9 protein-coding genes are annotated in these 13,007 nt (G+C 33.9%); 2 read left to right on the top strand and 7 right to left on the bottom strand.

Going from position 1 to position 13,007, the window contains the following annotated elements; translation table 11 throughout:
- The 3 genes from ABI657_RS17265 to ABI657_RS17255 all read right to left on the bottom strand — a co-directional run.
- Positions 1 to 2,698, bottom strand: a 2,698-nt coding sequence (locus ABI657_RS17265; RefSeq protein ID WP_348098512.1) for an efflux RND transporter permease subunit, incomplete at its 3' end; no start/stop codon positions are given.
- Positions 2,699 to 2,709: 11 nt separating this feature from the next.
- Positions 2,710 to 3,855, bottom strand: coding sequence for an efflux RND transporter periplasmic adaptor subunit (locus ABI657_RS17260; protein WP_348098511.1), 1,146 nt, complete (start codon positions 3,853 to 3,855; stop codon positions 2,710 to 2,712).
- A 312-nt stretch (positions 3,856 to 4,167) separates the two neighbouring features.
- Positions 4,168 to 4,761 carry a TetR/AcrR family transcriptional regulator gene (locus ABI657_RS17255; protein ID WP_348098510.1) on the bottom strand — a complete coding sequence of 198 codons (594 nt, stop codon included), beginning with the start codon at positions 4,759 to 4,761 and terminating at the stop codon, positions 4,168 to 4,170.
- Positions 4,762 to 5,088: 327 nt separating this feature from the next.
- On the opposite strand from ABI657_RS17255, the gene ABI657_RS17250 reads away from it, so the two are divergent.
- Positions 5,089 to 5,529: a cupin domain-containing protein gene (locus tag ABI657_RS17250; protein ID WP_348098509.1), complete on the top strand. Its 441-nt coding sequence runs from the start codon at positions 5,089 to 5,091 to the stop codon at positions 5,527 to 5,529.
- Positions 5,530 to 5,735: 206 nt separating this feature from the next.
- On the opposite strand, the gene ABI657_RS17245 is transcribed toward ABI657_RS17250, so the two are convergent.
- Positions 5,736 to 5,960, bottom strand: coding sequence for a hypothetical protein (locus ABI657_RS17245; RefSeq protein ID WP_348098508.1), 225 nt, complete (start codon positions 5,958 to 5,960; stop codon positions 5,736 to 5,738).
- A gap of 648 nt (positions 5,961 to 6,608) precedes the next feature.
- Between ABI657_RS17245 and ABI657_RS17240 the strand changes: the two genes are divergently transcribed.
- Positions 6,609 to 10,187 (top strand): T9SS type A sorting domain-containing protein, encoded by a 3,579-nt coding sequence (locus tag ABI657_RS17240; RefSeq protein ID WP_348098507.1) that lies wholly within the window; start codon positions 6,609 to 6,611, stop codon positions 10,185 to 10,187.
- 127 nt (positions 10,188 to 10,314) lie between these two features.
- Here ABI657_RS17240 and ABI657_RS17235 read toward each other — a convergent pair whose 3' ends face one another.
- The 3 genes from ABI657_RS17235 to ABI657_RS17225 all read right to left on the bottom strand — a co-directional run bounded on the left by ABI657_RS17235 (position 10,315) and on the right by ABI657_RS17225 (position 12,952).
- A complete protein-coding gene (locus ABI657_RS17235) occupies positions 10,315 to 10,593 on the bottom strand; it encodes a DoxX family protein (RefSeq protein WP_348098513.1) in 279 nt (92 codons plus the stop codon).
- Between the two features lie 443 nt (positions 10,594 to 11,036).
- A complete protein-coding gene (locus tag ABI657_RS17230; RefSeq protein ID WP_348098506.1) occupies positions 11,037 to 11,957 on the bottom strand; it encodes an SMP-30/gluconolactonase/LRE family protein in 921 nt (306 codons plus the stop codon).
- Between the two features lie 452 nt (positions 11,958 to 12,409).
- Positions 12,410 to 12,952, bottom strand: coding sequence for a tetratricopeptide repeat protein (locus ABI657_RS17225; protein WP_348098505.1), 543 nt, complete (start codon positions 12,950 to 12,952; stop codon positions 12,410 to 12,412).
- Positions 12,953 to 13,007: the final 55 nt, after the last annotated feature.

Below are 13,007 nucleotides of genomic sequence, written 5' to 3'. Positions count from 1 at the left end.
TTTCATACTGTGCAGCAAGTAAGAAATAGATGAATATCAAACACAGTAAGAAAATCGTTGCCGACTGACCTCCGGAAGAAATTTCTTCACGGGTTTGTCCAGAAAATTCAAATCCATAACCCGCAGGTAATTGTTGTGCTGCTACTTCCTCAATTGCTTTAATGGCATCTCCGGAACTAAATCCGGGTTTCGGAATGGCATTTATACCAATTGAGTTAAACAAATTATATCTCGAAGCGGTTTCAGAACCATAAATACGGCTTAGTTTTACCAATGTATTTAGCGGAACCATTTCGCCATCTTTATTTTTCACAGAAACTCTGTCAATTGCTGAGGGATCTGCTCTGTCGGCAATATCTGCCTGAACAACCACTCGGTAATATTTACCAAATCGGTTAAAATCAGATGCCTGAGCACTACCAAAATACGCCTGCATCGTTTGCAGAATATCTTTGACTTTCACACCTAACTGATCTGCTTTTGCATCATCGATATCCAATTGTAATTGAGGATAATCGGCTTTAAAACTGGTAAATGCTACAGCGATTTCCGGACGTTTCATCAATTCTCCAATAAAGTTTTGAGAAATTCCGCTAAATTTATCCAGTTTACCTCCGGTTTTATCCTGAAGAACCAAATCCAAAGCTTCTACGTTGCTAAATCCTGGAACGGTTGGGAAACTAAATACGAAGAAACTTCCTCCTGAAATCTCGCCCAATTTACCGCGAACCTGATTCATAATTTCGTCTATATTTTTAACATCGCCACGATCTTCGTTTGGTTTTAACAACACAAAAACCACTGCTGAAGACGGACTGGTAGAATTTGTCAATAAGTTGAAACCTGAAATAGCGGTAACATCTCTTGACGCATCTAACTTGCTTAAAACATTTTCAGCCTGAGTCATTACTTTTTGAGTTCCGTCAAGAGATGTTCCGGATGGAGTATTAACTGCAATCGCAATAAATCCCTGGTCTTCTGTTGGAATAAACCCTGATGGAGTCGTTTTAACCATTACCACCGTAGCGAAAGTAATTAGAGCCAATCCGCCTAAACTAACCCATTTGTTACGAATTAAGAATTTTAATCCGCCCACATAACGGTTGGTTAACGAGTCAAAACTTTTGTTGAATCCGTTAAAGAATTTTTGTTTAAAACCTTGTTTCACATAAGGTGTATTTCCTTCGTGCGTTGCGTGATTGTCTTTTAAGAATAAAGCGGCAAGGGCAGGGCTCAACGTTAAAGCATTTACGGCTGAAATTACAATTGCAATCGCCATCGTAAAAGCAAACTGACGGTAGAAAACTCCTGTTGAACCTTCCATAAAACCAACAGGTAAGAACACCGCGGCCATTACCAGCGTAATCGAGATAATAGCACCCGTTATTTCATGCATCGCTTCATGTGTTGCTGCTTTTGGAGCCAAATGTTTGTGTTCCATTTTTGCGTGCACGGCTTCGACGACTACAATGGCATCATCTACCACGATACCAATCGCCAAAATTAAGGCAAACAATGTCAATAAGTTAATCGAGAATCCAAATAACTGCATAAAGAAAAACGTTCCTAAAATGGCTACAGGAACAGCAATAGCAGGTATTAATGTAGATCTAAAATCTTGCAGGAAGATAAATACTACGATAAATACCAATATAAAAGCTTCTAATAAAGTGTGTTTTACCTGATCGATTGATTGATCTAAAGATACTTTTGTGCTATAGAAAATATTGTGTTTGATACCCGTAGGAAAATCTTTAGAAGCCTTAACCATCAATTTATTGATCGCAACCTGAATGTCATTTGAGTTGGAACCCGCTAACTGAATAACACCAATTACGATTCCTTTTTTACCATTTAAACGGGTTAAACTGTTATAAGAATAAGCACCCAATTCCACTCTCGCCACATCTTTTAAATGAAGCACAGAACCGTCAGCATTAGAACGAATCGCAATATTTTGATAATCTTCCGGTTTGGTTAGTTTTCCTTTGTATTTAATTACGTATTCAAAAACTTCTTTACTTCTTTCCCCAAATTTACCCGGAGCAGCTTCCAGACTTTTGTCCTGAATCGCTGCCATAACTTCATTTGGCGTAACCTGATAAGCAGACATTTGAGTTGGATTCAACCAAACTCGCATTGAGTAATCTTTTACACCACCAAAAATACTGGCGGCACCAACTCCCGGAATACGTTTGATCTCCGGAATAATATTAATCTGCGCATAATTGGCAACAAACGTCTGATCGTATTTGGCTTCATCATCAGTATACATACCAATTGCCATGATAAAACTGTTTTGTTGTTTGGCAGTCGTAACCCCTTGCTGAATAACCTCTGCAGGTAACTGGCTTGTAGCCTGAGCGACCCTGTTTTGCACGTTTACGGCAGCCTGATCAGCATCAGTTCCTAATTTAAAGAAAACAGTAATAGCAAGCGTACCATCGTTACTCGCTGTTGAGCTCATGTACGTCATGTTCTCCACACCGTTTATAGATTCTTCCAGAGATGGTGCAACAGAACGCAAAACTGTTTCTGCATTCGCTCCCGGATACACTGCCGTTACCAAAACCGATGGTGGCGCAATATCGGGAAACTGTTGTAAAGGCAATTTTGTAAGTCCAAGTACACCCAGGATCACCAATAAAATGGAGATTACGGTTGCCAGTACGGGTCTTTGTATGAATATTTTGAACATTGTCGTAAAAATTATTTTTTGTTAATTATTTGGGCAACTTTCGTAGCCGATTTTTCAGGCTGAATAACCTGGCCTTCCTGAAGTTTGTCAACACCACTCAATACGATTTGATCACCGGATTGTACACCGTCTTTAATCAGGTAGTTGGTTCCGCTTTTTCCGATCACCGTAATTGGAGTTTTATTCACCTTATTTGCTTTACCTAAAATGAAAACGAAAATTTTATCCTGCATTTCTATTGTAGCCGATTGTGGGACTAAAATAGCATCATCATGATTGATTCCTAATCTGATTTTTCCCGTATTCCCGGAACGTAATGTTCCGTTTTTGTTAGGAAAAGTGGCTCTAAGTGTAATCGCACCGGTAGTTTTATCGAATTGGCCATCGACCATATCGATTTTGCCGGTTTGAGAATAAGCATTGTTATCAGCTAAGATTAAGGTAACAGGAGGCAGGTGTTTTATTTTATCACCAAGTGAATTTCCTGCGTATTGCGATTTAAAGTTGATGAAATCTGTTTCTCCAAGAGAGAAATAAACAAAAACTTCATGCACATCTGAAAGTGTCGTTAAGGCTTCTATATCAGTAGCCGAAACCAAGCTTCCTTGTTTTTTAGGCAATCTTCCAATATAACCGCTAACAGGAGCTGTTACATTTGTATATCCTAAATTGATTCTTGCAGATGCAACCATCGCTTTAGCTTGTTCAATATTCGCATACGCAATTTTTTCAGAAGCTTTAGCTGTTTTTAACTGATAATCAGAAACTACTTTATTTTGAACTAAAGGAGTTAATTTATCAACTTCTAACTGAGCATTAATCAAAGCTGCTTCATAAGCATGAAGACTGGCCAATGCATTGTTAAATTGTTCACGGTAAGGTCTTTCGTTTATTTTAAATAAAGATTGTCCTTTGGATACATAAGCCCCTTCATCTACCAAAACGCGATCTAAGTTTCCGCTTACTTGAGGACGAATTTCAACATCAACGGTTCCTTGTATAGATGCAGGATATTCATTATCAGTAGTAGTGTTTTCAGTTGTTATCGCTGCCACCGGTAAAACTGGAGGAGGTGGTGAGGCAGGAGCCTGGGATTTATCTGCACAACTGCTAAGTACAAGTGCCAGAATAAAGCTGGTTATAATTACATTTTTCATTTTCGTATTGGTTTTAATTTGTTGGACATTCTCATTTTTAAATTTTTATTTTTGTTATTCTGTTATTTATGCTTAAGATCATTAAATTTTCTAACGTTGTTAAGTGATATGATGCAAAAATTTGAATAATAGTGCCTGCCAATTCTGTTTCATAAATCGGTATTAAATTATTTATCGGTGTTAAGTAATATGCTAAAAACTATTATATTATGTTAATTAAATTATTTATCGCTGTTAAGTAAAAGAGTAAAAAAGGATTTGTTAAATTACCAATTAAATCATTTACCACTGTTAAATGAAAACGAAATTTTTTTATTGTATTGATTTTATGATTCCACCAATCGCATCTTTTAAAATCTGATTGTTGATCGTTTCCATTATGTCACTTTTGTTGATGATATTAATCGCAATCAAACCATGAATGATAGAAAAGAAAGTGAAATATTTTTGTTTGATAACTTCTTCAGTCGGATTGCTATTTTTCATGATTTCAGCAATGACCGAAGTGAACAACTTGTATGGCGTTTTAGCAGCATCACATTGTTCAGAACAACAATTCATTTGTACGCCAAACATAACTTGATACATTTCAGTATCTGTAAAAGCAAAATCCCAATAGGCCATCCACATGGCTTCCAATTGTTCTTCCGGTTTTTCAAATTTAGCTTTAGCTTTCTCAAGTTCTTTTCCTAATTTAATAAAACCTTTACCCGTTAATTCACGTAAAATAGCATCTTTGTTTGAGAAATATTCGTAAATAATAGGGGCAGTGTATTCAATCTTGTCAGCAATTTTCCGCATACTCAAACCATTCCAGCCTTCTTCTTTAACAATCGCATAAGAAGCCTCAAGAATATTATTTCTTGTTTCTTCTTTTTGTCTTAATATACGATCTTTGCTTGCCATTTTGAATGAGTATTAAATTGTTTAACACTGTTAGGCAAATGTAAGGCAGTTTTTCTAATTATAACATAAATTAATTATAATTTTTTCTTATCACAGTATAGATGAGTAACAAAACGCTGCAAGATTCGTGTAATATCAAGCGAATTATTAAATATTTATTTTTATGAGGAGCACGTGATTTTCGTATTGGAAACACCTTTTGTCCCGCTGTTCACTATATCTTTTATGGCGAACCCCGCCATAAAAGGATGCCGTTTCCATCTGGGCTATGCGAGAAATTTGGTTTTTTCAGCAAAATATTTTTTGTATTATTACATAAAAAACAAAATGAAAACAGCATCAGTTATCAAAGTTGCAGTTGTGATTTTAATCACACAATCAATACAGGCTCAGGAAATAAAAAAAGAAACAACCCCAACAGATATAAAATATTCGATTGAAAACTGCGTGAATCATTTTGAGTCAGAAAAAGCCACAAAAACAAAAGCAGGCTATCAATATTGGTTTGCCGATAAAAATTTCACTCAGGAAAACACACTCAAAATGAGTATCGTTGAACCCGGGAAATCAACACATGCTCCGCACCATCATCCCGAAGAAGAATTCTTTTATATACTAGAAGGTACTGCCGAATTCTTTCTCGACGGAAAAACAGTGACTGCAGGTTCAAACACCAGTTTTTATTGTCCGCCTAATGCGGAACATGGTATTAGTAATGTTGGAAACACTGATTTGAAATACTTGGTGATTAAGAAGGATTTGAAGTAAAGTTATTTTAGTATTTAATAAATAATTCTAGCAAGGATAAAAAAGGTACAAAGTTTTATTTTCATTTGTATACTTTGAAAGATTTTGGGGTTTTATATCAATAGTTAACTTTCTGATGCAAATACTTTTGAATACAAAATTGCTTTTTGTTTAGTTATTACTTTTCTCAGTAGATGTTTTTTTAGATTCCATTTTATTTTTATTACTTAAGTATAAAGAAGCAAATTCTTCAGCATTAAATCTCCTGTTGACAAATCTCCATAATGAAAATATAAATAGCTAAATAATACTAATAACAATAATGTTATTTTCTTGGTAGTAAAGTAAGATGCTGCAATGCAAGCAATTGTTAAGCCTCTAAAAAAGTTGGAGTCTGCTTCTAATCGTTTTGTAATTGTTGTTAATTCAGAATCATGTTTTGAAATCAGCATATTAATCCAATCATATAATTTAATGTCGACGATAACTTTCGTTTTTGAAGTATTCGTTCTTAATTTTTTCGGTTTGCTTAATTAACGATTTCCCTCTCGCTCAGGCATGTTTTTAAAAACTTTTCTTAGAAAACCTTTTTTACTTTAAAATTGAATAATCATAAAGTTATTCAGGCTTTTTTTCCGCAAACCAGAAATCGCATAAATTATATGTCCAATGATGTATAACTTAATGCATAATAAATCCATGAGTCTGTTTCACATAATTTGTCCATAGGACGAATTATTTCGCGGGTAACAATATATAGAACACAAGATCCTGGAAGAATAACTGAGAAAAACTCAACTATGCCAATGAAAAAATCCGAAGGTTTAAAATTCATAAATATGGTAATTAAAAGTAAATTTTATAGATTTCAAAGTCGCTTGTGGGTTTGGATGATTCTCGCGGCATAGCTGTTAGGAATTAAACTTGAATTAAAAAAATGAACCAGATTGAACTCAATTTTATAGCTATAATAACGGTTTAGCCGGAAGGAAATATAATTTTTTATTGTTTTTAAAATGGCACTCTAATCAATTATAATTTTATATTTTTGGGCAGATGATTCTTAACTTTTTTAAGAGATAAACTTTTACCTTTTATATATGAAAATAAAATTACTATTACTTTTATTGGCAGTTTCTGCGAACTTTTATGCACAAACAGGATTTCAAGAAAACATTGTTGTGGGCAGCTCTTACACGACGATAAGTCCTCAATTTGTCAGTGCAGTTGATATTGACGGTGATAACGATTTGGATATTATTACTAATGGAGAACAATTGAACTGGTATAAAAATGTCGATGGTTTGGGGAATTTTGGCGAAAAGAAAACCATCGTAACAAGTTATATTTCCTCTTTCTATACCGTTGACTTTGATAAAGATGGAGACTTTGACATAATAGCTTCAATAAATAATAAATTCACTTTGTATAAAAACACTGATGGGTTAGGTAATTTTGAAGCCATGCAGGCTTTTACCCTGGGCACTGAGAAGTTAGCATTAGTAACCAGTGATATAGACGGCGATGGTAATATTGATATTCTATGTTATTACAATGTTTACAAAACGTCTCCATCTCAGCCAAAAGTAGTATGGTTCAAAAATGACGGTTCAGGTAAATTTGGACCAGAACAACTCATTAATAATAATTATGATGCTCTAATTACAGCTTCACTCTTAGTTACCGATGATCTGGATGGAGACGGTGACCAGGACATTATCATTGGATACACAGACTATAGTAAAATTGTATGGCTTAAAAACATGGACGGAAAAGGTACTTTTAGTGTACCTGTAATAATAACTAAGTTGGCCGGAGGAGTAAGTTCGATCACGACCTCAGATATCGATCATGACGGCGATAAAGATATCATATCTGCCTCAGCATATGACAAGCAAGTTGTTTGGTATAAAAATCTCGATGGATTAGGTACTTTTAGTGATGAAAATATTCTTGTATCCAATGCAAATGAAACCAATTCCGTTTTAGTAACAGATATAAATAATGACAGTAAAGTTGATATTGTATACACCAGCAAAAATGAAATTGGATGGATGAGCAATACAACCGGTTTAGGAGATTTTAGTAATCAGCAGGTCATTACAAATAAGGCTTTTGGTGTAAGATCTGTGATAACGGCAGATATTGATGGAGATGGAAAGAAAGACATAATTTCTGCATCTAAGGATGATGATAAAGTGGCCTGGTATAAAAATATTGATGGAAACGGAAACTTTGGAAGACAATTGGTAATTGCCCGCAGAGTCAGAGATCCAAGCAATGTATATTATGGTGATTTTGATGGAGATAACGACATTGATTTATTAGTAAATTCTAAAGATGATGCTAAATTAGCATGGTTTGAAAATGTAAACGGATTGGGTTTTTATGGTAAACAGCATATCATTACCGAAAGCGTCACAGTTGGTAATATTACTCCTGTATCCTATCCTGTAGATATTGACGGGGATGGAGATCTGGATATTGCGACTCTTAAAACTCCGGTGTTGTTTTGGTATGAAAATGATGGACTCGGGAATTTTAAGACTGAACATGTAATTGACAATATCAGTTCTGTAAGCATCATCCGCTCTAAGGATATAGATGGAGATGGTGATATGGATTTGGTTTGTGGAGTGTATAACTCAAATAGAATTTCGTGGTATAAAAACCTTGATTCAAAAGGAACTTTTGGTCCTGAACAAGTAATTGCAGATACAGGAGGAACTAATGGTTCGCTAACGTCTTTGGAGATAGAGGATATGGATGGTGATAATGATATGGATATTATTGCTTCAGCATATAATATTGACACGTACTTTTATAAAAACATTGATGGATTAGGGAATTTTGAGTCACCTTATATTTCTGTTTTTAGTAATATGGAATCTGTTTATCCTGTTGATGTTGATGGAGATGGAGATAAAGATATCATTGGGGTCAGTGGAAATGGAGGAGGTGCTTTTGATGGAGTTGTCTGGTATGAAAATAGTAATGGAAAAGCTGATTTTAATCCCATTAAACATGATATTTCTACACTACCAATTTTAGGGAAAGCAATTCATGCTGCAGATATCGATAATGATGGTGATATGGATGTATTTACAATGTCTGGGAATTCAACATCAGGGATGCTTGCATGGTATGAGAATAATGGAAAAGGTACTTTTTCTGAAAGAAAAATTATCCAGGAAACATCTAATTATAATATAGGGCAGGATGTGAATATTGTCGATATCGACAATGACAAAGATCTTGATGTTTTAGCAGTGTTTAACTATAGTTCACTTGGTAAAGTTTCAGTATTTGAAAATCTGGGACCATTAGGAAATAAAATACAAGGAAAAATCCTGATCGATTCTGATTCAGACGGATGTACAAGTGCCGATATAAAGGGTAGTAACCTGATGGTTATTTCAGATAACGGAAATAATAGTTTTGCAACTTTTACAGATCAAAACGGAGCCTATTATGTTGATGCAAATGAAGGAAATTTTACCACATCAATCACATCTCAGCTGCCAGACTATTTTACTGCTAATCCAGCGTCGCATTCTTTTAATTTTACAGGGATGAATAATAAATATTCAGCCGACTTCTGTATCGCTCCTGTTGGTCAGATAAACGATTTGAATGTTAGTTTGTATCCTTCACAAAATGATATTCGACCAGGTTTCGGCACACAGTATCGCATTGTTTACAGAAATATGGGAACAACAACATCAAACGGGAGTGTGAAATTTGAATACAATAACAATAAACTTAGTCTCCTGACTGCGACTCAAACCGCTTCCTCACAAACTGCTAATACACTCACTTTTGATTACGCAGATTTAAAACCTTTCGAAACCAGGACTATTGATTTGAATTTTACTGTTTTCTCACCGCCTGTGACTAATATAAATGATGAAGTTACTTCTAGTGTAACCGCAATTTCTCTTTCAGGAAGTGATAACACGGAACAGGATAACAGCTTTTCCTTAAAGCAAAAAGTAATCGGTGCATATGATCCAAATGATATTGCCTGTCTTGAAGGTAATCAGGTTTTAATAGATGATGCTGATGAATTTCTTCACTATATCATCCGTTTTCAAAATACGGGTAATGCAAGTGCTATAAACGTAAAGGTTGAAAATATTTTGGACGACAAATTAGACTGGACTTCTATGCAGCTCGAAAGTTTAAGTCATAATGGTGTTGTAGAGATAAAAAACGGAAAAGAGGTTAAGTTCATCTTCGATAATATCCATCTCCCTGACAGCACTAATAATGAACCTCACTCACAAGGCTTTATTGCTTATAAAATAAAACCATTAAATAATGTAGTTACTGGAGATATCATTAATAATACGGCAGCTATCTATTTCGATTTCAATCCGCCAATCGTCACAAATACTGCTTCTACTCAATTTGGAAACAAGTTATCTGTTGCTGACAGCAATATAAATCACTACAACGTATATCCAGTGCCAACAACAGGTTTGTTAAACATACAGGCAAACACGGAAATTGAAAAAGTGTTTTTAATTGATATTGTTGGAAGAGTACTTAAAGAATTCAGTTTTAATACTCCGGCATTGTTGAGTCAAATAGATTTAACACATCTGGCAAAAGGAGTTTATTTCTTGAAAATTAAGTCTGATAAGGGCACTACTGTCAGAAAAATTATCAAACAATAATAAACTTTAAAAGACTTAATTGTCTCATAAATTAATTCCTATTCGTTTTTATTTTCATTTAATACTCATCATTTATGGAAGTAAAAACGAATATGGATTTACTACAGCATTTTGAATTCATTTGTTTTTAACTCACTTTTTTATCAGTTAGTCTGAAGTGCCAGGATAAAAATATAAGCAGTAAAAGTAATGTAGTACCAAAATATTCCATTGTTTTATGACCAACCGCAAAGTACGAAAATAGAGCTCCTGTCATTAAAAAGAAAGCATAAGCCCATTCTTTTAATAATCCTAATTTGGGGAGAAGTAAGACAATTGATCTCAGTAATTTCCAGACGCCAATAATAGTCAAAAAGTAAACTGGATATCCTAAATGCAAATTGGTTTTATCAACTTCTTCCTTCAGTTTAATAAGTTAAACGATTCCTGTCGAAACCATACCTAATGTGAGCCGAACGTTAGTTATCCAATAAATAATTTTATTTCTTTTTGTTATTTGTTATTGTTTTAATGATAACACAATTTCCTGAAGTAGGTTATGAGCCATATTAATGCCTTGCGCAAATGGCATTTTAAGAAGTTACTCTCTAAATTGACTGACTTAAACACTATTTGAATGGTAAGTCTGCTGGCAGTATCGGTCAGTTTTTCAAATTCAAGGTATTCCAGCTGGACCGGAAATGGTGTGTTCTCTATTTCAAATGTTCTTATAATTTTTTCGTTTGTTTATTTTTGAATAAGAGTAACAATAAAATTAGGATTCTAAAATATTTATTGGCAGTTTGAAGTAAGAGAACTTTTTTGAAATTGGTTTAGAAAATATTATTTTAATTTTTAAATATTTGTAAATCAATTCATTCCGCAAATATTCATCTCAAGCGTATAGACACTTTTACCGGCAGTAATGAATAAGGTTTTAAATTTTTTTCCACCAAAACAAACATTTGCTGTCCAGGGTTCAGGAACATCAATATGCGCTATTTTGTCTCCAAATCGATTAAATATCGAAACTCCTTTTCCGGTCAAGTATAGGTTTCCGGACTCGTCGATCGTTATTCCGTCTGAGCCAGATTCAATAAAAAGTGCTTTTCGGGCTAAAGTACCATCCTTAGTGATGGTGTAAGAATAGGTTTTGTTTGCTTCTATATCCGCGACATACAACATTTTACCATCCGAAGTTCCAATAATACCATTGGGTTTTATAAGGTCATTGTCAACATTAGTAATTTTAGATTTATCCGGAGATAAATAATACACGCATTCTTTCTCAATTTCTTTAGAAGTATGTTTCCAATATTCTCTTTTGTAAAAAGGATCCGTAAAATAGATACCGCCTTTAGGATCAACCCAGAGATCATTAGGGCCGTTCAGTCGTTTTCCTTCAAAGTCGTTAACTAATATGGTAACATTTTTGTTTTTATCTATTTTCCAGATTTGATTTTTTTCATCGGCGCAGGCCAAAAGATTTCCTTTATGATCAAAATACAAACCGTTAGCTCTTCCTGCATTTTCCATATAAACAGAAAGTTCACCATTAACCGACCATTTCATGATTCTATTATTGGGCTGATCAGTAAAAAAGACATTCCCTTTTTTATCGGCCACAGGTCCTTCTGTAAAGCTGTATTGATCTGATAATTTAGTAAGAACAGCTCCAGTTGCTATTAGGTTGTTTTTGTTATCTGCAATTTGTGAATAAATAACATTAGTGTAGATTAATGCAATAATGAAGAGGGAAAACGCTTTTATTTTAAGTTGTAATTGATTCATAAAGAAGATTTAAATGTTGCTTATAAAGCGTTGGCAAATTAGTTTTTATTTCTGATATTCTGCAAAGTTAGGTTCAAAATTTGTCAAATAATAAAATGCAATTACTGCTAAACAGATTATTATAGCAAATAAATTTTGTTTAAAAAACTTTAAGGGCATTACAATTAATAACCCAGCCGTAATCATCAAACCTTTCTGAGCATAGGGTGCAAAAACTTCAAAAGCCAGATATTTAGGAATCAATGGATTACTATAACTTAATTTTACTGAGCAATAAATCAGGAATATAAATAGTAAGTGCAAAATCAATATGATTATCAGGCAGTTTGATGTTCTTATAATACTATTTTTGTTGTTTATTATAATTAATTTTTTAAGCATTTTATATGTTTAAATTTATTTTTTATTGGATTGAAATTTAATGTTTAAGTTTTACATACTTTGCTCATATGTCAATTACAACAATCATTTTCTAAATATTTTTTAGAATCTTCATCGCCTAATTCGGCTGCTTTTTTTAAATCTTCACAGCCACCGGCTTTGTTATTTAGTTTTGTATATTTCAGAAGTGCTCTATTTGAATAAGCATATCTAAAATTTTTATTTAAACGAATTGCTTTGTCAAAATCATCTTTTGAATTATTAAGTTTATTAATTTCATAATAAGCTCTTCCTCTGTATGCATAAGGTTCTTCATTTTCGGGAGATAACTTTATCGCCATCGTATAATCAGAAATTGCCTTATCATAATTTTTTAGATCCATGTAGGCACTACCCCGGGAAATGTATGCAGTAGGATACTCTTTGTCCCAATCATTCGCGGCATTATATTCGTTGATACAACCAACCAAATCACCTTTTGATTGTTTTATGAATCCAGCACAGTAATGAAATTTAACTATTGGAAAAAATGGTCCTTTGCAGACTGCTAAAACTGTATAGAAGATGATACAGAGTGCAACTAAAATTGCTATAAGCTTTTTTTGATTCTCCATATAACCCGTTGGGTGAAATTAATTGATTTGAATTTTGATATTATTAATTGGTCTG

Source organism: Flavobacterium sp. (assembly GCF_039930565.1).
In the GTDB taxonomy this organism is placed as follows: Bacteria; Bacteroidota; Bacteroidia; order Flavobacteriales; family Flavobacteriaceae; genus Flavobacterium.
Note: the sequence above shows the minus strand (reverse complement) of the source record. Positions and strands in the feature narration are given on the sequence as shown.

What these genes read in the sequence shown, in the direction of transcription:
- ABI657_RS17260 (WP_348098511.1), bottom strand. Translation starts at nt 3,855, where the DNA reads ATGAAAAATGTAATTATAACCAGCTTTATTCTGGCACTTGTACTTAGC.
- ABI657_RS17255 (WP_348098510.1), bottom strand. Translation starts at nt 4,761, where the DNA reads ATGGCAAGCAAAGATCGTATATTAAGACAAAAAGAAGAAACAAGAAAT.
- ABI657_RS17250 (WP_348098509.1), top strand. Translation starts at nt 5,089, where the DNA reads ATGAAAACAGCATCAGTTATCAAAGTTGCAGTTGTGATTTTAATCACA.
- ABI657_RS17245 (WP_348098508.1), bottom strand. Translation starts at nt 5,960, where the DNA reads ATGCTGATTTCAAAACATGATTCTGAATTAACAACAATTACAAAACGA.
- ABI657_RS17240 (WP_348098507.1), top strand. Translation starts at nt 6,609, where the DNA reads ATGAAAATAAAATTACTATTACTTTTATTGGCAGTTTCTGCGAACTTT.
- ABI657_RS17230 (WP_348098506.1), bottom strand. Translation starts at nt 11,957, where the DNA reads ATGAATCAATTACAACTTAAAATAAAAGCGTTTTCCCTCTTCATTATT.
- ABI657_RS17225 (WP_348098505.1), bottom strand. Translation starts at nt 12,952, where the DNA reads ATGGAGAATCAAAAAAAGCTTATAGCAATTTTAGTTGCACTCTGTATC.